Raw genomic sequence first — 23866 nt, forward strand, 5'->3', positions numbered from 1 at the left:
AGTACATTTATAGCCCCGCATTGGGATTTCTTAATTTTTAACTTGCTGATGGAGGCATTTACCCGCTCGTTTTTTTTCGTTTTCGCGGCTTTGACAGCCGGCAGCCTGGCCCCAGTCCTGGCGCAGGCCCAAACGGTCACGCCCATTGGCACCATCCAGGGCACGGGGGCACTGGCCACGGCGGGTACCTACACCATCGAGGGCGTGGTAACGGGCGTGTACGCCGACCTGAACCCGGCCGGCTTCTACATTCAAAACGACGCGGCCAGCGCCGACGGCAACCCCGCCACTTCCGATGCCCTGTTTGTGGTGCAAACCAGCCCCACGGTAGCTGTCGGCAACCGCCTGCGCATCAGCGGCACGGTGCAGGAAGGCCCGGCCTCGCCTTCATCCAGCCAGGCGGTGCTTACCTCGCCCACCATCACGGTACTGGCGGCCAGCAGCCCGCAGCCAGCCTTCTCCGTCATCAACAACACCACGTTTTCGATGGCCGATGCCGAGCAGTTCGAAGGCATGCGGGTGCAGTTTTCGGCCCCCGTCACGGTATCGGACGTGGCGACGTTGAAATCGCGCGGTGAGTTGAATATCTCCCTGCGCGGCCTCGTGTACCAGCCCACGCAGTTTGTGGACCCCAACGACAACCCCGCCAGCGGCACCAGCAGCAGCGGCACCACCAACGTAGCCGCCGTGAACGCCTACCAGGCCGATAACGTGAACAAAAGCCTACTGCTCGACGATGGCCGCGCCACCACCAACCCCACGCCCATCCCCTACCTCGACGCCGCCACCCAAACCGTGCGGGCGGGCAGCACCGTAGCCAGCCTGCGCGGCATTATGGGCTACGGCAACAGCAAATGGCGCATCCAGCCCCTGGCCGGGGCCGATGCGCCGGCCGTGGTGACGGTGCGCCCTCCGGTGCCCACTTTCGGGCCGATTGACGTGAAAATTGCCAGCATGAACGTGCTCAACTTCTTCAACGGCAACGGCCTGGGCGCGGGTTTTCCCACTTCGCGCGGGGCGCTTACGTTTGATGATTTCCAGCGCCAGCGCAGCAAAATCCTCGCCGCCATCTCCCAGATGAACGCCGACGTGGTGGGCCTGATGGAGGTGGAAAACGACGGCACTGGGCCCAACTCGGCCGTGCAGGACCTGGTGAATGGTCTGAACCAGCTCATGGGTGCGGGCACCTACGCTTTCGTGAACGACGGCGGGGCCAACGCCCAGCCCAACGATACCGACCTGATTCACTGCGCCATCCTCTACAAGCCGGCAACCGTGACGCTCTCCGGCCCGGCCATGCTGGTGACCGCAACCGGCATTTTTGAGCGCCCGCCGCTGGCCCAGATTTTCATTACCAACCGCGCCACGGCCGCAGCCCGCGACACGTTTGCCCTCGTGGTCAACCACTTCAAGTCGAAGGCCAGTGGCACCGGTGCCAACGCCGACCAGGGCGACGGCCAGGGCCCATCCAACCTGCGCCGCAAAGGCCAGGCCACGGGCCTAGTGCAGTTCATTAATAATACTGTGAAGCCCGCCGGCACCCGCTACGTGGTGAGCGTGGGCGACTACAACGCCAACTACGAGGAAGACCCCATTGACATTCTGCGGGCGGCGGGTTTCGTGCTGCCCAGCCCGGCCAGCAGCGCCTCTTACCTATTCAGCGGCCTGAGCGGCAGCCTCGACCATGCCGTGCTCAGCGGCAACCTGATGGGCCACGCGGCCGTGGAAAAGTGGCATATCAACGCCAGCGAGCCCGAATTTCTGGAGTACGACATCGCCGGCGCGGCCACCGACATCAACAGCCCCTTCCGCTCGTCGGACCACGACCCGGTGCTCATCGGGCTGAATTTCCGTACCACCGTCACGGGCACCGGCCGGGCCACTGCGGGCGGGCAAATTGACGTTTTCCCGAACCCCGCATCCGGCGCATTCAACCTCCGCATCAGCGGTTTTCCGGCCCAGCCGATGACGCTGGAAGTGGTATCGGCCCTGGGCCAGCGCCTGCTCACGCTGCACGGCACGGCCGAGGAATTGCAGACTGAAATCGGCCAGCGCACGGCGCGGCTGGCGGCCGGCACATACGTGCTGCGCCTGAGCGGCACCGGTTTCAGCCAGGTACAGCGCGTGGTGAAGCTGTAGCTCCGCAACCTCACCCCCGGCCCCTCTCCTTAGGGGACAGGGGTGCCAGACGAAATTCAGCGAAAGCCCCGGCTCAAAAAGGAGCTGGGGCTTTCGCTATTTGTAGGTAACCAAAACATGACTGCTCCGCCGTGGCTCCCTTCTCCACAGGAGAGGGGCCGGGGGTGAGGCTAACGTACATGGCGCCTACTTTTGAGACATGAAACCCCGCCGCAAGCCCACTGCCCTCCGCAAGCCCACCCACTTCCCCGAAGAAAACGTGGCCGAGCGCTGGGATGCCCGCCACTTGCTGGGTCACACCGAGTTTGACGAGTTTCGCTTCGTGAACTGCGATTTCAGCGGGGCTGATTTCAGCCGGCTGCGCTTCACCGACTGCCTGTTTGAGCACTGCAACCTGAGCTCGGCCAAGCTGGCGGGCACGGCCCTGCAAAACGTGGCTTTCGCCGATTGCAAGCTGCTGGGCCTACAGTTCACGGCCTGCCGCGACATGCTGTTTGGCGTGCATTTCGACCAGTGCCAATTGCGCTACGCCTCGTTTGCAGGCCGGGTGATGCCGGGCACGCGCTTCGTGGGCTGTCCGCTGGAAGAAGCCGATTTTGCCGACGCTGACCTCTCGGCGGCCGTGTTTCAGGACTGCGCACTGGCGGGGGCCGTGTTCCAGAACACGCGGCTGGCCGAAGCGGATTTCCGCAGTGCCACCGGCTTCGTTATCGACCCCGAAAGCAACGTCATTACCGGCGCACACTTCACGCTGCATGGCCTGCTGGGCGTGGTAGCCAAGTACAATCTGGTGGTCGAATAACCTGTCCTTTGGCAACGGCTTAACTTCCGGTTTCGATTTCGGCTAGTAGATTGCGTTGGAATTCCCATCTCTGCCCGAGAGCCACCGGCTACCGACCAGCCGGCCCCTACTTTCGGTTAATTGTCAGCATCCCGCGCCGTGGCACGGCTGGGCCAGCACCGGTTGCTTCTGGCCGCCCCGGCCTGCGCGGGCATTTTATCACTTCGCTACAACGACCAGATGGCCAATCGCCGCGCTTCCATTACCGACCTGGCTAAAACGCTGGGCCTCTCGCCTTCCACTATTTCCCGCGCCCTCTCCGACCACGACGACGTGAGCGAGGCTACCAAGGCCCGCGTGCGCAAGCTGGCCGAGGAGCTGCACTACCAGCCTAACCAGTTGGCCGCCGCCCTGCGCCGGGGCCGCAGCAACACGCTAGGCGTGCTAGTGCCGCACATCACCGGCCACTTTTTCCCACTGGTGGTCAATGGCATTGCCACCGAAGCCGCCAAGCTGGGCTTCAACGTGATGATTTGCCAGTCGAACGAAGACGCCCGGCAGGAGCAGAAAAACATCGACCTGCTGATGAACTCGCAGGTGGAAGGCATTTTGGTGTCCTTGGCCAACACCACGCAGAGCTTCGAGCATTTTGAGGCCGTGCGCCAGCAGAACATTCCGCTGGTGTTTTTCGACCGCATGGTGGAGGATTTCCAGGGCAGCAACGTGAGCGCCGTGGTGATTGACGACTACCAAGGCGCGTACCAGGTGGTAACGCACCTCATCGAGCAGGGCTGCACGCGCATCGCGCACTTCACCGGCCCGCTGCACCTGAGCATTCACAAAAACCGCCACCAGGGCTACCGCGACGCCCTAACGGCCCACGGCCTGCCCATCGAAGAAGACCTGATTGCCTGCTTCGACATGAACCAGAAAAGCGGGGCCCAGGCCATGCGCCAGCTCCTGAAATTGCCCCAGCGCCCCGACGCCGTGTTTTCGAGCAACGACCTGGCGGCCGTAGGCGCCCTGCAAGTGGCGAAAGCCCAGCGCCTGCGCGTGCCTGAGGACGTGGCCATTGTGGGCTTCAGCAACGAGATGTTCACCTCCCTCACCGAGCCCATGCTGAGCAGCGTGGACCAGCGCTGCGAGCAGATGGGTAAAACGGCGGTACAGTTGCTGCAAAAAATGTTGAAAAGCGGCCCCAACCGTACCGGCCCGCCCAAGCCCATCGTGCTCAAGCCCAAGCTACTGGTGCGCGAGTCGTCGCAGAAACGGCGGTAAAAGCAAGGGATAGGGGATAAGAAATAAGGGACAAGGAATAAGGGTGAAAAATCATCCCTATTCCTTGTCCCTTATTTCTTATCCCCTATCCCCTATTTCCGTAGGAAGCCATTTATGCTGTTTCGCTGTTAATACCAGCGAAACCCTCCTGCTGCCCAATGCCTGAAGCCACCACTACTGCCTCTGCTCCCCCCGCCAAAGTCACACTCTGGACGCCGTTCATGTACGCCCTGTTTCGGGCCATCTGGATTGCGGGGCTGGTGAGCAACGTGGGCACCTGGATGCAGAACGTGGCCGGCGTGTGGCTCGTGACCACGCTTACCACCTCGGCCCTGCTGGTGGCGCTGATGCAGACCGCCACCTCGCTGCCGGCCTTTTTGCTGAGCATGCCGGCCGGCGTGATGGCTGATTTGGTGGACCGCCGCCGGCTGCTGTTGCTCACGCAGGGCTTCATGGCCGTGGTGGCCACGGCGCTGGGCGCGCTCACGCTGAACAACGGCATTTCGGCCTATGGGGTGCTGGGCTTCACGTTTTTGCTGGGCATGGGCGCAGCCCTTAATGCGCCCATCTGGCAGTCGATAGCCACAGAACTGGTGCCGCGCCCGGCGCTGGGGTCGGCCATCACGCTGAATGGCGTGAGCAATAACATTGCGCGGGCCATCGGTCCGGCCCTGGGCGGGGCTATCATTGCGTACTACTCGGCGGGCTGGGTGTTTTTGCTGAACGGGGTGTCGTTTCTGGGCACCTGGGCGGTGGTGTATTTCTGGAAGCGCCAGCCCACCGTAACCAGCGGCCCGGCCGAAAACTTCATCGGCGCGCTGCGGGCCGGGATGCGTTACGTGCAGTATTCGCCGGCCATTTATGGGGTGCTGGTGCGCACGTTCGCGTTTTCGTTTGGGGCGGCGGCCATGTGGGGGCTGGTTTCAGTAGTCGTGGCGCGGCGGCTTCACCTAAGCTCCGGGCACTACGGCGTGATGCTTTCGTGGCTAGGCGCGGGCGCCGTGACCGGAGCCATCATCATGGGCCGGGCCGGCTCGCAGCTCAACTTCAACCAGCGCGTGCTGCTAGGCGTGTTGGCCTTCGTGGGCACCAATACGGCGCTGGCGCTGGTGAATCAGATTTATATCCTGTACGCGGTGATGTTCGTGTCGGGCATTGCCTGGCTGCTGGTGATGACCAGCTTCAGCACCACCGTGCAGCTGAGCGTGCCGCGCTGGGTGCAGGCCCGCGTCATCAGCGTGTACATGCTGGTGTTTCAGGCTGGCTTGTCGGTGGGCAGCTTGGTGTGGGGCGAGCTGGCCGACCATCTCACGCTGGAGACCTCGCTGCTGGCTGCTGCCGGCTGGATGCTGGCCAGCACGCTGCTGGCCCTGCCCTTCCCCATGCGCTCGGCCGAGGGCCTGAACCTGGACCCCGCCGACGACCGCCCCCATACCGTAGGCAACGGCACCATCGACCCCGACGACGGCCCTGTGCTCGTCACCATCGAGTACCACGTCGAACCGGAAAACTGGGCCGCCTTCCACACGGCTGCCGAGCAGCTCAAGCGCCTGCGCCTGCGCGACGGAGCCTTGCGGGCCGGCGTGTTTGCCGATGTGAACGACCCCACGCGCATTTCCGAGTTTTTTTACTTGGCCACCTGGGGCGAGCACCAGCGCCAGCACCACCGCTTCACCCGCGAAGACCAAGTGGTAGAAGCCGCCGTGCGCCGCTTCCATTCCGGCCCCGAGGCACCCCGCGTAACGCACCTGCTGGCCTTCCCCAACACCTCCAACGTGGAAGAAGCCACGCCCATTGCCACCCAGGAAAGCCAGCGCTGAGCGGCACTATTTACTTCCGCGGCCGCCGACGATGCTCGTCGAGCCAAGCATTAGCCTCACCTTCGTCGATGAAGCGGGCGTATTGAAAAGGGTCGGTGGCGTTGGGGGAGCGGAGGGGCAGGCTAGCGTCCTCTTCCAGCTCGCGCAGGTGGTTGGGCAGCACCAGAAAGGCCACGCACAACCGGTCGCCCAGTTCGCGCTGCACCTGGGGCAGAAAGCTGGTCACCACCCATTCAGGGCCATTGCGGCGGCGGTCGACGCGGCGGCGGGCATCCATGAGCCAGTGCGGGCAGTTGTGTTCCAATGCGGCCAGGCGCATGGTTTCGTAGCCCTCGCGCAGCTGCTCATCGGTGATGGAACACAGCCAACGGCCAATCAGCAGGCAGGAATCCGGCCGGTAGGCGACTTGTAAGAAGGCGGTAGAAGCTAATTCCTGGTACATAACCGGCGGCAGAAGAGGTAGCCAAAGCTACACAAAATAGCTCGGCATTAGCGCGGGCTTCGGCACGCCCAAACCACCTCGGCCCTCTATTTAGTTACACCGGGTTGCTGACCGGATTCCGCTCCCAAAGCTGTTTCAGAAACTCCTGCTCGGCCAGCCACTGGCCCTGCCGCCCCAGCAGCCACTGCTCCGACTTTTCGTCCTGTTTTGTTTCGGCAACGTGGCCCAAAGGCTTGAGGCGGCCGGCAGCAAAAGCCAGGCACGCCCGAAAATCCTCGGGTTCCAGCGCGGGATGCTGCGCCAGAATTTCATCGGTAGTCTGCCCGGATGCCAGCCACTCAAGCACTTGCCACACGGGGTAGCGCAGCCCCCGCACGGTGGGCTGCCCTTCACAAATAGCTGGGTGAATGGTGATGCGGGGAATGGCCGGGAAATTCATGCATCCAAATTACAGCGACGCACCCAAGTGCGCAACCCCCAGCGCCGCTACAGCAATTTTTCCAAATCACCGGGGCGATTGATGCGCAGCGGTGCTTCGGCTTCGCTGAGCTGGCCGAAGCCGTAGGTGGCAAAAATGAACGGCACGCCGGCCGCCTCGCTGGCGGCCAGGTCGCCGGGCGTATCGCCCACGTACACGGGCGCTTGCAGGTCGTACTCGGCAATGATTGCGCGGATATTTTCCGACTTCGGCAGCAGCTTGGTGCCGAAGCACTGGTGGCCTTCAAAGTAGCGCGCCAGCCCGCTGTGCTTGAAGAACCCTTCTATGTACCCCTGCTGGCAATTGCTCACGATGAACAGCCGGTAGCCTTGGTTCAGCAGGTAGCGTAGGGTGATTTCGAGGCCGGGGTAGAGCGCACCGCCGTGCTCCACGGCAGCGGCCAGCTCCTGCCGGGCGCAGAGGGCGCGGTATTCTTCCAGCTTTTCGGCCGGCAGGTTGGGGAACAGGCGCTCGTAGACCACGGTGTAGGGCTGGCCGGTTACGGCCTGCACCTGGGCCAGGGTCACGTCATTGTCGATGTAGTCGACGCTGCTTTTAGCAGCTTGAAAGGCTTTGGTGATGGCCGCCGAGGCATCCCACAGGGTACCATCGAGGTCAAAGATTACGCTGTCGAATTGGTCGGGCATTGGGCAAGGAAAACGGGCCGGGCGAGTGGTTTCGCCCGGTTCCTAACCGGCGGAAGTGCGCCGGGGTTCTTATTCGTACAAATCCTGCGGGTCGGCGGCGGCCAGCTCCACCAGGAATTGGGCAATGTTGGTGGTTACGACTTCGAGGAAAGCCGCACCTTTTTCGGCGGTGGCGGCGGCCGGGTTGCCTACGCCGGTATCGGCCGAAACTTGGCTCCATTCGCGCTGCGCCCAGGCCCAGCCCTGGCGCAGCGCTGCGATGCGAAACTGCTTGGCCGCGCCATCGCCGGCTTCGCTCAATGGGCTCACCAAATCGGGCGTGAGGTGCATCATCACGCTGGTTTCCAGTTCGTCGGCGTGGTCGCCGGGGGCCGAGAAATACTGGTTGCGGTCGGCGGCTTTGAACCAGTTGAGGGTACTGAGGAAAACCGTGGGGAAGTCGGCTTGCAATTCCCGCAGAATCTGGCGGAAATCGTTGCCGCCGTGGCCGTTCAGAATCACCAGTTTCGGAATGCCCTGCCGGGCCAGCGTGTGCACGATGTCGCCCAGAATGGCCAGCTGGGTGCTGGGGTTCAGGTTCATATCCAGGGTGATGTCGAGCTGGCCGGTATTCACCCCGAACGGGATGCACGGCAGCACCACCACTTTGGCGCCCAGGTCCCAGGCCTTGCGGGCGGCCTCGGCGGCCACATAGTCCGACTGGATATTGTCGGTGGCGTAGGGCAGGTGGTAGTTGTGCGCCTCGGTGGCACCCCAGGGCAGTATCACCACCTCATAGTTGGCTTCCTTAACGGTTTTCCAGGTTGTTTCGGCGAGGATGTAGGGACGTGGGGCCATGGTCGAACGGTAAAAGATTGATAAGAAAAACAGCCGCGCTCGGGGCTTGTTGTCGCTACCGGCCTTCGCGCAGCAGCTGCCACTTGGCCCGCGTGTAGGCAATACGGAAGCCGTGGCGTTCGGCGTTGCGCTGCGACTGGCTGCCGGGCAGCGCGCCCATCATGGCCAGGGTGCAGCCGTGAGCCGCCGCGTGGTGCAGCCGGGCCGCCAGCAGCGCCGCCTGGGCACCCCGCCGGCGCCCGACGAGCACCGTGCTGGCCCCGGCCAGCAGGGCCACGCCGCCGTGCATGTACAGGCTGGCCGTGGCAATGGCCGCGCCCTCAGCTTCGGCCACAAAACACGTCATGCCCGCGCTTTGGGCACTGACGGCACCCAGCTCCCGCAGAAAAGCCGTCAGCTCAGGCGCTTCTTCCAGCCAGCCGGCAGCGGCGGTACTGGCCCAGGCATCGGCTTCTTCCGGCCCTATAATGCGGGTGCGGATGTCCGAATGCGGGGGCTCAGGCGCACTGGCAGGGGTCAGGTCCTGATACAGCACGCTGGTGAATTCGATGGGTTGGTAGCCGCGTGCGCCCAGCAGCGGCAGTAGCGTGGGGCTGGCTAAGGGGCTTATCTCGTGCAGCACCGGCGCCTGCCGTGCCGCAAAAAAGGCTTCGATGCGGTCCAAGTCGACGGCCGTGGTTTCCTCAAACAAGCCCAGGCCAAAAGTTTGCGTGAGCGGCGAGCCCGGGCCGTCAAACAGCACGTAGGCGCCGGCTATGGCTTGCCACTGTGCCCCGCTTTTCGGAAAAATGCGGGCACGGGCTTCCACAAACGCCGCGTTGCTGCGGGCTTCGGTCAGCTCCAGGCGCTGCGCCAGGTCATGGTCGGAGAAAGTCATAACAAAATTCGAGGCAGCCGAGCAGGTGCAGTTAAGCCGATGCCCCGGGCCGCTCCAGCAGCACGATGGGCTGGTCGTGGTAGGTGGTGCGGCAGTATTCGCGGTAGCCGAATTTAGCCGCAAGGCGCAGCGAGGGCTCGTTTTCGGGGTGAATGATGCACACGGTGCGCACCGGCCCAAAGTGGCTTTCGCCCCAGGCCAGCACGGCTTCTACAGCTTCGGAGGCGTAGCCCCGGCCGTGGATAGCGGGGTCCATTACCCAGCCGATTTCCGGGGCGTCGCCCAGCGGCGGCTCGATGGCGCGCTTCAGGTGCAGAAACCCCACGGCCCCCACAAAGCGGCCACTGGCCTTTTCCTCCACCGCCCAGAAGCCATAACCCGTTATTAGCCAGTGGCCGGCGCTGCGCAGCACCAGTTTCCACACTTCTTCGGCCGGCATGGGCTCGGGGGTGAAGTAGCGGTGGTAGGCGAGCTGCCGGCTCATGGCAAACCAGGCATCAAAGTCATCGGCGCGGAAGCCACGCAGGCGCAGGCGGCTGGTTTCCAGCACGGGCACCACCGAGGGAGGCGTATGGGAAATAGACATGGCGGCAACTTACGGCCGGCCGGCCAAACTCCGGACTCTCATAAACCCAAAAGCTCCCATACCAACCCGTACGGGAGCTTTTTAGGCATTATGCGATAGCAGGTTAGGCTACCAGGAGCCGCTGTTGTCGTTGCCGCTATCGAAGCCCCCGCCGCCGGTGTCGTTGGACGAAGTATCGTCGTAGGACGAGTTATTGTCATCGCCCGAGAAGTAGTCGGAGTTGTTATCAGCCGCCGTGTTGTCGTCGGAGAAATAGTCGGGAGCCGAATTGTCGGCCGTGCCGCCGTCGCGGTTGGAGAAGTAGTCGCTGGCCGCGCCCGTGCCGGCAGCCCCAGCGGCGCCCGCACCGGTGTTGAAATTGCTGTTATTGTTATCGTAGTTCGACAGGTTCTGGCCCGACGTATCGTGGCCCGAGGCCATGCGGTTGCCGAGGTAAGCACCGGCCGCCGCGGCCGCGCCGGTAGCCAGCATCCCGCCAATGCCGGGGCCGCTGGCCTGGTTGGGCGCCTGGCCGTAGCCGGGGCCGTAGTTTCCGGGAGCCTGGCCGTAGCCGCCGGCGGGGCCATTGGGTCGATTCGGCAGGAAATTAGGCGTACCGCTCGGGTTGCTGGCCGTGCCGTTGTTGGCGGCGCTCCGGCCTTTGAACATGCGGACCACAAACCACAGAATGCCGCCAATTATTAGCGCGCCGATGAGCAGCATGCCCATGCCTGGGCCAGACGAAACGGGCTCGGCCGCCGGCATCGTATTCACTGGCTCAGAAGAAGTAGCGGGGTACTGGTTGTCCTGCGCCAGGTTGGTGGAGGAATTGTCCGTGGCCATGCTGCTACCTGCTACACCCGAGGCGGTGGCATCAGCCGTCTGGTCTTTTTTGGGGGCCGAGCCAGGGTTGGCTGTCACCATCAACGTATTCAAACCCGTGCGCAGGCCGGCGAAATAATTGCCCTGCTTAAATCCAGGCGTCATTTCGTTGATAACGCGGCTGGTGACTTCCGGCGTGATGACGCTGGCCAGGCCGTTGCCGGGCTGGATGGTGACTTTGTGCTCCTTAGCACCTATCAGCACCACGATGCCGTTGTTTTTATCGCGCTGGCCCACGCCCCAGGCGGTGCCGAGGGCGCGGCCGTAGTCGGCCACGTCGCGGCCGCCCAGCGTGGGCACGGTCACTACCACTACCTGCGTGCCAGTATTATCGGCGTAGCGGCGCAGGCCGGCGTCCAGCTTTTTGGCATCGGCCGGCTGCATGAGCTGGGCCTCATCGTTCATGAACCTGAACGGGGTGGGCCTGGGCGGCAGGGCATCGGTCTGGGCCAGCGCGGGTTGCGCCAGCCCAGCCGAGACGAATAAGAAGACGAAAAACAGGAGACGGGACATAGCTCGGCGGGTTGAAGTGAAGAAGGAAACTGCGTTTGCGCACCTTCTACGGTTTCGGCCGCCAATTAGCTGCCTACGAGGCCACCCGGACTTTCAGCACCAGCTTTTTGTCCTTCTCCACCCCGTCGACCTTGATGTTGGGCCGGTGCACATCCTGCGGAAAAAAGATGTAGATGGTGCCCGGCTTGGCTTCGTAGAGCTTGCCATCGGCGCTGTAGTTGGCCACGTCGCGGGCCTCGTCGTAGGGCTTGGTAACGGTGGCTTTGTCCAGGGGCACCACGCCAATTTTCTCCGCGCCCTGCACCACATACTGCATATCGATGTACTTGCGGTGCGACTCCCAGTTGGTTTTGTCGTAGTCCTTGGTGGGGTTTTCAGTCACGGCAGCCGTCACATTTTCGCCATCCACGGGGTATTTGCCGGGCGTGAGCTGGTCGAGGTTGGTATCGCGGAAGTAAGCAAATGCCTTGTCCCAAACCGCCTTGTTGGCGTGGTACTGCTTCGCAAACTCGACCTTATCAATCGACTCCTGCACGTTCAGCTTCAGGCCGTTGGCCCACTCGCGCTTTTTAAACCACTTTTCGGCTTTTTTCTTGGTCCAGGTTTCGGCGGCAGGCGCCGTTTGGGCGCGGGCACCGAAACCCAGGGCAGCCACGCCCAGCATCAGCAGGGCAGTTTTCAACAGGGGATTTTTCATTATTGGCAAGGGTAAGGAAGCGACGATTGGAGGCGGAAAGATAACCGCCCCCTGGCAGCTTCCGTGCCAGCACTACGCCTCTTTGGCCGTTGGCTCCACGGCGCGCTCGAAGCGCAGGCGGCCATCGGCACTGCTGTCGGCAGCCACAAAGCCGTTGCGCAGCAGCACCTGCTGGGCGGCCGGGCTGTCGGTGGGCGGGTGGGCGATGAGCCGGCGCACCAGGCCGGTGTCGGCGGCTTGCTGCACCAGGCCGGCCACCAGCTCGGTGCCGAGGCCCTGACCGCGCCAATCGGCCGCGATGGAGTAGGTGAGTTCGGCGGTACCATCGGCATCGGGCCGGCCCAGGAAGCCGCCCGCGCCCACCAGCGTGCGGGGCGCGGTGTCATCGGCCTTGCGCAGGGCGTACCAGGCGTACCAGCCGGCGGCGTCGCGCCCGCCCGCCGTGAGTTCTTCCAGCGCCAGCTCCTGGGTGGGGCGGTCGTGCCGGGCAGGGGGCCAGTCGGCGGGCAGGGCCGCGCCGAGCAGCACGGGGAAATACTGGGGTTTGTGCAGCTCGGCCGTGAGCAGCGCACGGCTGGCGGCGAGAATCTGAAGGTGCGGGGTCTGGGTGATGAGCGGAATCATAGGCTGCAGTATACGGCGCGGATGGCCGGCGGGCGGCGCACTAGCGGCATTTTTGCTGGCAGTCGGGCGACGGCGATGCCAACGCGGTACTTTATCCAGCCTAAATTGGAACATTAGCGAAGTCCAACCCTTCCCAATATCTTTACCACCCCCGCTCCCGCTCTTTTCGCCCCGCGCTATGACCCCCAAATTACTCTTCTACTCGGCTATCCTGCTGGCAGCCCGCACGGTTAGCGCTACTTCCATTGGCTCCATCCAGGGCACGGGCGCGGCGGCAAAGGCCGGCAGCTACACCGTCGAGGGTATTGTAACGGGCATCTACGCCGACCTGAAACCGGCCGGCTTTTACATTCAGGACGACAAGGCCACGGCCGATGGCAACCCCGCCACTTCCGATGCCATTTTCGTGATTCAGGCCGACCCCAACGTGAAGGTGGGCGACAAGGTGCGCGTGACCGGCGTGGTGCGCGAGGACGACGCGGCCCCTTCCTTCGGCCAGGCCGTGATAACGGACCCGGGCTTCGTAGTTATTTCCTCGGGCAATGCGGTGCCGGATTTCGTGCGCCTCGTCAACAGCGAGTTTGCGGCCGATAAGGCCGAGCGTTACGAGGGCATGCGGGTGCAGTTCATGCAGCCGCTCACCGTCACGGACAACTACTTCCTGAAGCAGCGAGGCGAGCTCACGGTGTCCACCGAAGGCCTGACGTACCAGGCCACGCAGTTCATCGACCCCAACGACAACCCCGCCACCGGCACCAACAGCAGCGGCACCAGCAACCTGGCCGCCGTGCTGGCCTACCAGGCCGCCAACGACCGCCGCAGCCTAGTGCTCGACGACGGCAGCTCGGCCACCAACCCCACGCCTACTCCTTACCTCGATGCCCGTTTCCATACCGTGCGGGTGGGCAGCACCCTGAGTAACATCGGGGGCATTCTGGCCTACAGCTACGGGCGCTGGCGCCTGCAGCCGCTCGCCGGGGCCGATGCGCCCGTGATTAACGTGACGCGGCCGCTCACGCCGCCCGCCTTCGGCCCGCTCGATTTGAAGCTGGCCAGCTTCAACGTGTTCAACTACTTCAACGGCGACGGGGCAGGCGGCGGCTTCCCCACCCCGCGCGGGGCCAAAACGGCGGCCGACTTCCAGCGCCAGCGCACCAAAATCATCCTGGCCCTGGCGCAGATGAACGCCGACATCGTGGGTCTAACGGAGATTGAGAACGACGGCAATGGCTCTACGGCGGCCATTCAGGACCTTGTGGATGGTCTGAACAAAGCCGTGGGCGCGGGCACCTACATCTTCGTGAACGACGGCAACGCCGAGCGCCAAACCAACAACACCGACCTCATTCACTGCGCCATTCTCTACAAGCCGGGCGTGGTGGCTCCGCTTGGGCCGCCCATGGTGGCCACCGTGCAGGGGGTATTTGAGCGGCCGCCGCTGGCGCAGGTGTTCGTCACAAAGCGCAAGGAGCGGCCCGATACGCTGGGATTCATCGTGAACCACTTCAAAAGCAAGAGCAGCGGCAGCGGGCCCGATGCCGACCAGAACGACGGCCAGGGCGGCTCCAACGCCCGCCGCAAGGCTCAGGCCCGCGCCCTGGTTGAGTTCATCAACAAAACCGTGCGTCCGGCCGGGGCGTCGCGCATCGTGAGCGCCGGCGACTACAACGCCAACTACGAGGAAGACCCCATCGACATTATGCGGGCCGCCGGACTGGTACCAGCCACGCCGCCCACCAGCGCGTCCTACGTGTTCAAGGGCCTCACCGGCTCGCTCGACCACGCCGTGGTGACGCCCAACATGGTGGGCTTCGTGGACGTGCAGAAGTGGCACATCAACTCGGCCGAGCCGCCCGTGCTGGAGTACGACCAGGCCGGCGAGGCCACCGACATCACCACACCCTTCCGCTGCTCCGACCACGACCCGGTGCTGATTGGGGTGAATTTCGCGGGCATTCGCAACGCGTCGTCCAACCGCACCAACCGCCTGTTTGTGTACCCCGGGCCGGCGGCCGGGCCGCAGGCGTTCAGCCTGGCCGATGTGCCGGCCAGCGCCGGCGCGCTTACGCTCGACTTTGCCATGCCCCAGGGAGGCCTCCGGCTGCTCTCGCTGCACGGCACGCCGGCGCTGCTGGGCAGCCAGCTCAACAGCTACACGGCCCACCTCGCGCCGGGCATCTACGTGGTTACGCTGCGCGGCCAGAACTACCAGAAAACCCAGCGCGTGATGAAGGAATAGCGGCCCACGCTGCCGCTGAGGGGCACATCGGCCTTACCTTTGTCGCAATGCCCAGCCTCTTGCCCAGCCTGTATTTTGAAAACGCTGCGGGCGAAGTGCTGACGGACCCCGCCGGCTTCCTGCGTACCAACTGGAGCAGCCAGAAGCGCACGCCGGAAGCCACGAAGGCCATTTTCGAGAACATGCTGCGGGCGCTGCAACAACGCGGCTGGAGCCGCATCCTGGTTAATCAGCTGGTCATGATTCCCTTCACGCACGAAGAGCAGCAGTGGATTGCCCACGACTGGCTGCCCCGGGCCGTGCAGGCCGGCTACCGCCACGGGGCCGTGGTAGTATCGCCCAACGTGTTGGTGCGCTTGGCCACGGCCTTCGTTACCACCAGCATTCAGGGCCTGCCGTTGGTTTACCGCTCTTTCAATGCCGATACCGATGCCCGGCGCTGGCTGGAACTCCAGCCCGCCACGCCGCAGTAGGTCCGGTTGGTCAGGGCTTCACAAAAACGTAGTTCACCGTGAGGGTGCCGGAACTGGACGAGCCTATTTCGGAGGAGTTTTGCAGCGTGTAGCCCTCGCCGTAGAGCCCGGCAAATAGCGTATAGAGCCCCTCGGCATTCGCCTGAAACTTCTTCTTGACATCCAGCGGGGCCAGCTCGATAGTCTGGGTCTGGCCCAGGCCGCGCGTTACGGTCAGGCTATTGGTGATGTAGTGGTACTGCACCAGCACCAGGCTGGGCGGTGCCGCCACGGCCATTTGGGACAGCATTAGCGTGAAAACGGCACTCAGCATCAGGGTACGCATGGGGCAAGGGATGGGAAAGGGGAAATCCAAAGATACCCGCCTCCCTCATTGCCCCAACTACCCCGGCTTTGCCCAAAGCGCATTCAAAAATGTCGCGCCTCACTCCCCATTCATGTGGTAGCCGGTGGGCGGAATATTCTGGTTTACCCGGAACAGGTTGTGCGGGTCGTAAGCCGTTTTGATGGCTACCAGCCGCTCGTAGTGCGGGCCGTAGGTGGCCTTCACGCGGTCGGTGCCTTCGTCCATCATAAAGTTGATGTAGCCTCCCCCGGCCGAATGCGGGTGCATGGCCTCCCAATACTCCTTGGCCCAGCGTGTGATAACCGCCGCCCGGGTGGGCTCGGCTTCGGCCCCCAGAATGACCATGGACCAGGTAGCGTTGCGATAGGCCCAGGCGGTGGCATCAGGCGCCACGCGGGCCGCCGCCCCGTTGATGGGGTACAGGTGCATGGTGGAGAGCGGGCTGGGCAGTATCTGGGCGAAGTGCAGGTGAATGTCGATGGCCTCGTCGGACAGCTCGTTGATGAAGTCGGCCTTCCAGTAATAGTGGATGTGGGGCGGCGTCAGGCCGTCGAACATGCTTTGCAGGGCCGGCACCGGCAGGGTGCCCAGCAGGTCGAGGGCCGGCGGCCAGGCCCGGCGGATGGGCGCAAAAACCTGCTCGGCCATATCGGCCGGGCCGCTGTAGTTCCACACGATGCCGCACATCTTTTTGCCGTGCAGGTGCTCGGGGAAGGGCGGGCCGGCGGGCACCGTGAGGAAGGCAAAAAAGCCGCCCAGCTCCTCGGGCGCGTCTTTGATGAAGGTGCGGTACCACTGCATCACGGGCTTAGCATCGCTCAGCTCCCAGAGCATGGGGCCGGCGTACACGGTGCTGATGGGGTGCGAGCGGAACAGAAACGAGGTGACGATGCCGAAATTGCCGCCCCCGCCGCGCAACGCCCAGAACAGGTCGGCGTGCTTGGTTTCTGACGCTTTCACCATGCTGCCGTCGGCCAGCACCACGTCGGCCTCCAGCAGGTTGTCGATGGAGAGGCCGCATCGGCGCGTGAAGTGCCCCATGCCCCCGCCCAGCGTGATGCCGCCCACGCCGGTGGTCGAGATAATGCCGCTCGGCACCATCACCCCGAAGGCGTGCGTCACGTGGTCGAGGTCGCCGAGATGGCAGCCCCCTTCCACCCGCACGGTCTTGTCCACGGGGTCGACGTGGATGCCGTTGAGCTGCGAGAGGTCAATCACCAGCCCATCATCGCAGAGGCCCAGACCGGCCCCGCTGTGGCCGCCGCCGCGCACCGCCACCAGCAGGTTGTGCTCGCGAGCGTAGTTCACGGCGGCCATCACGTCGGCATCGTCGGCGCAGTAGGCAATGGCGGCGGGCCGCTTGTCAATCATGGCGTTGTGCACCCGGCGGCTGGCGTCGTAGTCGGGGTGGTGGGGTTCGATGAGCCTGCCGCGCAGGTCCATAGTGATGGGAGAGGCAATTTCGTCGACGAGCATGACCGTGAGATGCTAAGGGCGCGGGCGCCGGGTGAAAGTATCGGGCCGGGGTAGCCGCCAGCCCACGGCAAGCCGTAACTGCGGGACCCCTCATTAGTATATAAAAATATATATTATTTTATCTAAAATCTATGCTTGATGTCGTTGCCCATTGCCCAAAACCAAACCAGCCGCTCCCGGAACGGAAGCGGCTGGTCGATAGGTGGCTGGTCTGCCTGGCCCTAGCGCCGACGGGCGGGTACAGTTTCGTAGCGGGTGGTTTTCTTTTCTTCGGTGACCACGGTGGGGTGTTCGCCGGCGCCTTTTTCTACGGCATCGGCTTGTTTTTCGAGGTCATGCGCTTTGGCTTCGGCATCGGCCCGCACTTGTTTGGCATCGGCGCGGGCGCGCTCGGCGTCGGCTTTGGCCTGGGCTTCGATGGCATCTTCGCGGGCGTTGTCGGCTTGGCGTTGTTTTTCTTGTTCCTGGCTGCAGCCGCCCAGGAGCAGGCCGGCGGCGAGGAGGTAAGGGAGGCGGTTGGTCATGACAATGCGTGCCGCCCGGGGCGGTGTGAAGGTGAGAATAGTAGCGCGTGTACGGGCAAGAATGGGTAAATGTTGATTAGGCGATGTATTGCCCGCAGCCGGCCACCGCACCACCCGCGAGCTACTGTGTAAGCGGTTTTTGGCGCGCCAGATTGCGCTTCACCCACCCTGCCAGCACGTGGGTTCGCTCGTACTTGCTCACCATTGCCGCTTCGCGGCCTTTGGTGTAGCGAATGTAGCGGCTCAGCAAGGCGCTAGTTGCGCCCAGGCCGCCCGCGATGACCACCACCGGAAAGGCCGACTCGGAAGCCCCGTTATCGACCTGGCTCACGGCAAATAAGCCCACGGTTGCGACCGTCAGCAACAGCGTGACCGGAGCGGCAGCCAGCACCACGCCACTGGATTTGCGCTTGGTTTGGAACAGCTGGTGCAGGGCTGCACCGTATCGGCGCGGGTGGGCAAGGGCTGGCTCTCCGCCAAAGGCGAAGCTGGAACCTGCTGGGCAAAGGCCGCTGAACCCCACCCCAAACAGAGCAAAACCAGCATCCAACAGACGTTTCTCGGATTAGCCCTGAGTACCCAGAAGACGCCCGAATATATCAGAATAAGTTTATACACCAAATAATGGGCATAAAGCGGGACTCCTCCCCCCGCCGTGCCTGGGGCCGCAGCGGCGAGGCTATGTGGTGGGCACAGGCTAGTGGCCCAGGTAGCGCGCAGTGGGCACCACCCGATAGGCCGGGTCGTCGCTCACTATGCCTTGCAGCGAGGCCACGTGCCGCGCACCAATTATCAGGAGCTGCCGGTGCTGCTGGGTTTGTAGCTGGGTGGTCACGATGTTGGAATACACCTTCAGGTCGCGGTTGTAGAACACCGAAATAAACTCTGCGCCCACGTACTGCGGATTGATGAAAGCGGCGTCCACCATCTCATCGGGCTTAAGCGTGCCGCCAGTGACGCGGGCCGGCGTGCGGTACACCAGCGTGTGTAACTGCCGCAGCGTGGCCGGCGCGTTGATGGTGCGCAGAAACTGCCCAATGGTGCTGGTGCCGGCCAGTAGGCGCTGGCCGAAAGGGTCGGAAAACGTGTGCCAGTCGGCATCGGCCTGTTTGTACAGCTCAATATTCCGGCCTTCGTGCAGAATGCTTTGCGACGTGCCCCCCGGCGCATTCACGCAGTAGATGCGCGCCAACCCAAGGCGCTTGCCCAGCGCGAAGCCCAACTGGTACACCTCACTACGGCCACCGGGCAGGGCGCTCAGGTCGAGCTGCCCTTGCCGGTAGCGTTGATACAGGCTGTCGAGGCGGGCCTGGTTCTCGGGCAGTTCCTCCACCAGAATACCGTCGGGCTGGTAGCGCTGCAACCCGTCGAGCACGGCGCTCAGCTCGGCCTGCCGCTTGGGCGTGAGCACGTCGGAATTGGGGTTGCCGGCTTTGTATAATTGTGATAGATGACTGCAGCCCAGCAGCAGGATGTCGGTGGTAGCGGCCGTGGCCGGGCTGGCGGTAGAATGGGTTTTGGTGCTGGCGCAAGCAGCCATGCCAGTCAGCAAAATCATCCCTGCCGCAATGCGGCAGGAGAAAGAAACGAATGCATTCATGCAGAAACAGGGACGGAAGGTGTAGCCAAAGAACCCACAAGCTACTGCCAAGCTGCATGACTGGCTATTGCAATGCCCCCACCCTCCACCTCGGGGCTGAAAGAAGCTTAGGTCCCAACCCCACCCCCGCCGCTCCCGGGGCGGAAGCGGCTGAACGAAGCGTCAGTTACTTCCTAGAACTACCTCACCTAGGGCTTCACGAAAACATACGTTACCGTTTCAAAATGCATGTCCGGAGAAATATGGCTCGTTACGCTATTCTTTAACTCGTAGCCCTCGGCGTAGAGGCCCGTGAATGCGACCACAAGGTTTTCAATGATACCGGCTTGGTTTTTGGCGCCCGTCGCTGCTGGGCCTTCGATGGTTTCTGTCTTGCCCGGCCCGCGAGAAATGGTGATAGTGGCGTTACGGGTATTTGTTTGCACCAGCACTACGCTCGGCGGGCCTGCAATGGCAGTGATGGAAGTCATAGCCGTAAAAACTGCACTTAGCAGAAACGTACGCATCGGGAAGGAGCTAAAAGTTGCAAACCCAAAGTTATACGCGTCCCTACCCACCACCCTGCCGCCGTGGCTCCAGAAGCTCAGGCTTCAACACCAAACCAGCCGCCACCGGGGCGGCAGCGGCTGGAATAAGGCTAATTTCCCAAAGTAGTTTTTAAGCGGTGGCCTACGTGCACGCCACGGCAACTGCCGCTTATCGGCCAGCCCTTACCATGGGATGGGGCCGTCGGAAGAAGACATTGTGCCGGTGGGGCCATCGGCTGGCAGCAGCGCCAGCCGAATGGCTTCCGCAGCGCCCTGCGCTGGGGTGTCGGTGCCCGCAAAGCCGTTTAGGTCGGTGGCCGTGTAGCCGGGAGCCGCCGAGTTTACCTTGATGGTCGTATTCCGCAGCTCGTAGGCCAGTTGCACGGTGAGCATGTTCAGCGCAGCCTTCGAGGCGGAGTACCCCAGCAGGGTCCAGTCGTGCTTCCCCGTGAGAGTAAGCGAGCCTAGCGGACTGGATACGTTGACAATGCGCCCCGCTGCGGCCTGCTTCACTAGGGGCAAAAACGCCTGGGTGACGGCCAGCGTACCCAGGAAATTGGTTTGGAGCGCTTGCTCCACGCTGCGCACGTCGACTCTGCTGGGCGAATCGTCGCCGGGTACATTAATGCCCGCGTTGTTCACCAGGATATCGAGGTGACCTTCCTCGCGCCGTAGCTGCGCTACTGCCGTGTCGAGCGTTGCTTGGTTGGTCAGGTCTATTTTGAGGAACCGGACGTCGCCGGTGGCCGACAGCTCCACTACGGCTTGCTGGCCTTTGGCCTCTTCGCGGGCTCCTAAGTACACCCGGCATCCGGCCTGCAGCAGCCCCCGCACAATTTCTAACCCGATGCCTTTGTTGCCGCCGGTGACCAGCGCATTTTTTTTGTTTTCCATGTTACCTGTGGGCAGTACCTCGCTTGAATCAGGGAGGTGATTGAGTACGCCACAAAGGTCCGGGAGCTTGCCGCGGGGTAAACTTCGCCAATCAACCCATCTGTTTTAGATTTCAAACATGGCCACACGCCGGAAGTCGCCCGGCGTATGGTGGGCGTGGCGCTTGAAAAAGGTGCAGAAGTGGGCTACGTCGGCAAACCCCAGGCTGTCGGCAATTTCCGAAATGCTCCAGGGGGTCTGTTTCAGTAAAAGCTTGGCTTCCTGCGTCAGGCGGCGGCTGATGAGGGCAGTGGTGGTGAAGCCCGTCGTTTCTTTCAGCACCCGGTTGAGGTGGTTGACGTGCACGGCCAGTTGGTCGGCATAGTCGGTGGCGGTGCGCAGGCGTAGCGGCGGTTGCGGGCTGTGGCGCGGAAACTGCCGCTCCAGCAGTTCTGCGAACTGGGTGGCTACCCGGTCGGCGGCGCTGTGCGTAGCCAGCGGGGCAGGGGCCGGCTGCAGCTTCTGCACCAGATGAATCAGCTCCCAGAGATAGGTGCGCAACAGGTCGTGCTTGTAGGCGTAGCGGGACGGGAGCTCGCGGGCCATCTTCTGGAAAACAGCCTCCACCGCCGCGCAATCAGCTTCCGCCACTTCCCACACCGGGTAGGCCCCGGGCTGAAAAATGGGCAGCTCCGCTAACGTCACTCCGGTGCGGGCGGGCAGCAAAAAAGCGTTGTCGAAAAGGCAGCAGTAGCCGCCCGGCGCTTCGGTGAGCGGCAGCCACCGGTAGGGTACACGCGGCGTTACCAGAAACAAGGAATTGGAACCAACGTGCGGGTCCTGGTCGCCACACTCCACCTGGCTGCGCCCGCGGCAGAGCGTGATTTTGTAGTAGGCCCGCCGGCCAAACGTCATCGGCGGCTCCTGGGGAATGTCCGCCAATGGAAACACGTTAAAGTGCCCCATGCCCTGCTCCATATCTGGCGGCGGCAACACACCTGCTCCGGATTCCGGCGTAGGGGCACACGCCGCGTAAAAGTCAGGGAGGGTATTCGGTTTCATGCGGGCAATTGAACGACTCAAACGGGCAATGGCAACAGGCGAGAGGAGCTACGGGTTATCATCAGGAACAGGCAGCCAACTCCTCAGAATACGTAATTCTTCAAACTGTAAAGGTCCACAGCACTCCACCCGCCCCCGGCACCGCCGCGGCTGAACGATGCTTCGTGTTTCTACCTAACGGCGCGAGCTACCCCAACACCACCCCAGCCGCCCCCAGTGCGAAGCGGCTGGCGAAGCTTAAGTTTTTTTCCTGACTTTGGAACTTTGCAGAAATTACGTGGGTTTATCTGTCTCCACTCCACTAATCAGGTCAGCCTAGCTGACAACAATGGACATGTGGCGAAATTGGTAAACGCGCCAACTTGCCAAGTTGGTCCCTTCGGGGTTACGGGTTCGATTCCCGTCTTGATTATTCGCCCTTAACGGGCTCAGCTATAAAAAGAGGCCGCTTTCAGCGGCCTCTTTTGTTTTTAAGCTGCAATTACTTCCTCACGATGAAGCAATACGCTTGCTGGTTTAGCAGGCAGCATTTCAAGACGCGTTATCAGCCGCTCTACCCATACTGGTATATCATCACGGGTTTGAAGAACCTCTTTGGTCTTTTTGTATAAGCTCAAGCCTTTCAAGCTGCCTGTATTGAAGCCAAGGTATTTTCCTAGTTCTTTTTCAAAACCGTAATAAAGCTCATGGTCTTGGCCATCGGGGAAGTCGGCATCTACACCGAATAAGCTCAATAGTGCTCTGTTTTTAGCAACAGTATCACGTTCATCCGCTGTGCCCAAATGCTGTTTATCTCCATCGAAGAGCACATAAGTAGGAATGCCAAATTCAGTGTACAAACGATAGAAGCGGTCTAGCTCACCTTTAGAACCGCAACGCACTATTGATAGGCATTTTCCTAGATAGTCGTAATCCACAAGGTCGAAGAAGTATGGAAGAATTAATGCTTCTGATGAACCCTCGACTAGAAGTATCTTCTTTGCGAAGAAGGCTTCATTGGCTTTTTGAGTATCGCCAGTATTGTCGTAAGCATTGCTGTATTGCAACAGCATTTCCTCACGGGTTGATACTATCCCTCTGCGCACCAACAAGTCTTCAACAAATGCTTGTGGATTTGCGCAATGCATACAAGTGCCTTCGCGTGGACATTTGGTTACGATAAAGATTTCGTCGAACCGGCCCACATTTAAGAAGTCGGGCGAATGGGTAGTAATGAAAATTTGTGTGCCTGAATCTGCTAGTTCACGAAGCACTTTGTAGAAGTTACGTTGGGCCTGTGGATGTAAAAACAACTCAGGCTCATCTATAAAGATTGCGCAGCCATTATTCAATTTTAATGATGCATATGCTTTCAGAATTGCAATAGAAATAGCTGCCTGTACGCCCATACCAAGCTTTGATGCTTGAAATTGTAAAGGCTGCCCTTCTTCCTGTACTAACAGCTGCATTGTTCTATAAAAATGCCACGGGTCATACAGATTTAAGTCGATAGACATACTTCCTTCTGGCCTATTGAGGTGCTTAGCGCTTTCCTTTTGAATCAAGCTGATAAACGCCTTCATCACATCCCGCCCTGTCGCATCCTTTACTGAGAAAAGAACGTCATCGCGCAGCCTTTTCAGTTCTTGTTTTAAGTAATCCGACTTCAAAGTCACCTCTCCGGTCTCTTCGTCAGTAAACTCTTCCTTACAGAAAAGCTTGTTTATTTCAAGTAAGACGCGACCCATCAATGACCATCTATTTGATGGCATGTAGTCTACAACTTGCCTTTCTATTCCTAAATAGGCAGAACAGTAACGTTGTCTTACTTCATCTTTGACGTAGCTCCCATTAAAATTCAGGCCGCTTTTTTCATGCCCGTAGTTATCTGTCCATTGCTCTGCTAGTTCTAAATAATTCCCATCACTGAACGTAAGACGAATCTTTATCTTGTTGGCAACATTTCCCTGAAAATGGTCATGTTCAAATGTTGAATTGAAAGTTGGATAAACTGGTCCTATTAACCAGTTTATTGCATCAAACACATTACTTTTTCCAACACTATTTTCACCAATCACTACGTTGATTCCCTCGGTTGGCCTGATAAGCAAGCACTTAATGCTTTTGTAGTTTTCGATTAAAATTTCAATTATTTTCATCTTTGAATTTATTAAGACATAAAAAAAC

The 23866-nt window shown here is 61.4% G+C and carries 24 protein-coding genes; 6 read left to right on the top strand and 18 right to left on the bottom strand.

The annotated features are described in order from the left end of the window. Nucleotides 1-48: 48 nt before the first annotated feature. The 4 genes from I7X13_RS10925 (at nucleotide 49) to I7X13_RS10940 (ending at nucleotide 6018) form a co-directional block, all read left to right on the top strand. The gene (locus tag I7X13_RS10925) at nucleotides 49-2139 is read left to right on the top strand and encodes an ExeM/NucH family extracellular endonuclease (protein WP_198075523.1); all 2091 of its coding nucleotides are present in this window, start codon (nucleotides 49-51) and stop codon (nucleotides 2137-2139) included. A gap of 199 nt (nucleotides 2140-2338) precedes the next feature. Next, nucleotides 2339-2941 carry a pentapeptide repeat-containing protein gene (locus I7X13_RS10930; RefSeq protein WP_198069284.1) on the top strand — a complete coding sequence of 201 codons (603 nt, stop codon included), beginning with the start codon at nucleotides 2339-2341 and terminating at the stop codon, nucleotides 2939-2941. Between the two features lie 120 nt (nucleotides 2942-3061). Beyond that, nucleotides 3062-4198, top strand: a complete 1137-nt coding sequence (locus I7X13_RS10935) for a LacI family DNA-binding transcriptional regulator (protein ID WP_198075524.1) — start codon at nucleotides 3062-3064, stop codon at nucleotides 4196-4198. A gap of 158 nt (nucleotides 4199-4356) precedes the next feature. Further along, nucleotides 4357-6018, top strand: a complete 1662-nt coding sequence (locus I7X13_RS10940) for an MFS transporter (protein ID WP_198075525.1) — start codon at nucleotides 4357-4359, stop codon at nucleotides 6016-6018. Nucleotides 6019-6028: 10 nt separating this feature from the next. Here the strand turns inward: I7X13_RS10940 and I7X13_RS10945 are convergent, their stop codons facing one another. From I7X13_RS10945 to I7X13_RS10985, 9 genes are all read right to left on the bottom strand, one after another. After that, nucleotides 6029-6460 carry a hypothetical protein gene (locus tag I7X13_RS10945; protein WP_198075526.1) on the bottom strand — a complete coding sequence of 144 codons (432 nt, stop codon included), beginning with the start codon at nucleotides 6458-6460 and terminating at the stop codon, nucleotides 6029-6031. Between the two features lie 94 nt (nucleotides 6461-6554). Beyond that, complete coding sequence (locus I7X13_RS21925) at nucleotides 6555-6899, bottom strand: DUF433 domain-containing protein (protein ID WP_198075527.1); 345 nt, start codon at nucleotides 6897-6899, stop codon at nucleotides 6555-6557. Nucleotides 6900-6946: 47 nt separating this feature from the next. Beyond that, on the bottom strand, nucleotides 6947-7585 hold the full coding sequence (locus I7X13_RS10955; protein ID WP_198075528.1) for an HAD family hydrolase: 639 nt from the start codon (nucleotides 7583-7585) through the stop codon (nucleotides 6947-6949). Nucleotides 7586-7654: 69 nt separating this feature from the next. Continuing rightward, nucleotides 7655-8422: a creatininase family protein gene (locus I7X13_RS10960; RefSeq protein ID WP_198075529.1), complete on the bottom strand. Its 768-nt coding sequence runs from the start codon at nucleotides 8420-8422 to the stop codon at nucleotides 7655-7657. A 55-nt stretch (nucleotides 8423-8477) separates the two neighbouring features. After that, nucleotides 8478-9299: a hypothetical protein gene (locus tag I7X13_RS10965; RefSeq protein WP_198075530.1), complete on the bottom strand. Its 822-nt coding sequence runs from the start codon at nucleotides 9297-9299 to the stop codon at nucleotides 8478-8480. 31 nt (nucleotides 9300-9330) lie between these two features. Then, complete coding sequence (locus I7X13_RS10970) at nucleotides 9331-9885, bottom strand: GNAT family N-acetyltransferase (RefSeq protein WP_198075531.1); 555 nt, start codon at nucleotides 9883-9885, stop codon at nucleotides 9331-9333. 108 nt (nucleotides 9886-9993) lie between these two features. Further along, a complete protein-coding gene (locus I7X13_RS10975) occupies nucleotides 9994-11259 on the bottom strand; it encodes a TPM domain-containing protein (protein ID WP_198075532.1) in 1266 nt (421 codons plus the stop codon). A 73-nt stretch (nucleotides 11260-11332) separates the two neighbouring features. Continuing rightward, complete coding sequence (locus I7X13_RS10980) at nucleotides 11333-11956, bottom strand: YhcH/YjgK/YiaL family protein (protein ID WP_198075533.1); 624 nt, start codon at nucleotides 11954-11956, stop codon at nucleotides 11333-11335. A gap of 72 nt (nucleotides 11957-12028) precedes the next feature. Beyond that, a complete protein-coding gene (locus I7X13_RS10985) occupies nucleotides 12029-12580 on the bottom strand; it encodes a GNAT family N-acetyltransferase (protein ID WP_198075534.1) in 552 nt (183 codons plus the stop codon). 178 nt (nucleotides 12581-12758) lie between these two features. On the opposite strand from I7X13_RS10985, the gene I7X13_RS10990 reads away from it, so the two are divergent. Further along, the gene (locus I7X13_RS10990) at nucleotides 12759-14819 is read left to right on the top strand and encodes an ExeM/NucH family extracellular endonuclease (RefSeq protein WP_198075535.1); all 2061 of its coding nucleotides are present in this window, start codon (nucleotides 12759-12761) and stop codon (nucleotides 14817-14819) included. Between the two features lie 47 nt (nucleotides 14820-14866). Continuing rightward, on the top strand, nucleotides 14867-15292 hold the full coding sequence (locus I7X13_RS10995; RefSeq protein ID WP_198075536.1) for a hypothetical protein: 426 nt from the start codon (nucleotides 14867-14869) through the stop codon (nucleotides 15290-15292). Nucleotides 15293-15302: 10 nt separating this feature from the next. Here I7X13_RS10995 and I7X13_RS11000 read toward each other — a convergent pair whose 3' ends face one another. From I7X13_RS11000 to I7X13_RS11040, 9 genes are all read right to left on the bottom strand, one after another. Continuing rightward, a complete protein-coding gene (locus tag I7X13_RS11000) occupies nucleotides 15303-15617 on the bottom strand; it encodes a hypothetical protein (RefSeq protein ID WP_198075537.1) in 315 nt (104 codons plus the stop codon). Between the two features lie 99 nt (nucleotides 15618-15716). Next, on the bottom strand, nucleotides 15717-17114 hold the full coding sequence (locus I7X13_RS11005) for an FAD-binding oxidoreductase (protein ID WP_233454760.1): 1398 nt from the start codon (nucleotides 17112-17114) through the stop codon (nucleotides 15717-15719). A gap of 221 nt (nucleotides 17115-17335) precedes the next feature. Beyond that, nucleotides 17336-17638, bottom strand: a complete 303-nt coding sequence (locus I7X13_RS11010) for a hypothetical protein (protein ID WP_198075538.1) — start codon at nucleotides 17636-17638, stop codon at nucleotides 17336-17338. 121 nt (nucleotides 17639-17759) lie between these two features. Further along, a complete protein-coding gene (locus tag I7X13_RS11015) occupies nucleotides 17760-18188 on the bottom strand; it encodes a hypothetical protein (RefSeq protein ID WP_198075539.1) in 429 nt (142 codons plus the stop codon). Between the two features lie 147 nt (nucleotides 18189-18335). Continuing rightward, the gene (locus I7X13_RS11020; protein ID WP_198075540.1) at nucleotides 18336-19238 is read right to left on the bottom strand and encodes a DUF5694 domain-containing protein; all 903 of its coding nucleotides are present in this window, start codon (nucleotides 19236-19238) and stop codon (nucleotides 18336-18338) included. A gap of 188 nt (nucleotides 19239-19426) precedes the next feature. After that, nucleotides 19427-19744: a hypothetical protein gene (locus I7X13_RS11025; protein ID WP_213019061.1), complete on the bottom strand. Its 318-nt coding sequence runs from the start codon at nucleotides 19742-19744 to the stop codon at nucleotides 19427-19429. A 204-nt stretch (nucleotides 19745-19948) separates the two neighbouring features. After that, nucleotides 19949-20659 carry an SDR family oxidoreductase gene (locus I7X13_RS11030; protein WP_198075541.1) on the bottom strand — a complete coding sequence of 237 codons (711 nt, stop codon included), beginning with the start codon at nucleotides 20657-20659 and terminating at the stop codon, nucleotides 19949-19951. A 105-nt stretch (nucleotides 20660-20764) separates the two neighbouring features. Beyond that, nucleotides 20765-21700: a helix-turn-helix domain-containing protein gene (locus I7X13_RS11035; protein ID WP_198075542.1), complete on the bottom strand. Its 936-nt coding sequence runs from the start codon at nucleotides 21698-21700 to the stop codon at nucleotides 20765-20767. A 470-nt stretch (nucleotides 21701-22170) separates the two neighbouring features. Next, a complete protein-coding gene (locus tag I7X13_RS11040; RefSeq protein ID WP_198075543.1) occupies nucleotides 22171-23838 on the bottom strand; it encodes an ATP-dependent nuclease in 1668 nt (555 codons plus the stop codon). Nucleotides 23839-23866 lie beyond the last annotated feature (28 nt).

Origin of the sequence: Hymenobacter negativus, from assembly GCF_016056375.1 — a bacterium.
GTDB lineage: Bacteria > Bacteroidota > Bacteroidia > Cytophagales > Hymenobacteraceae > Hymenobacter > Hymenobacter negativus_A.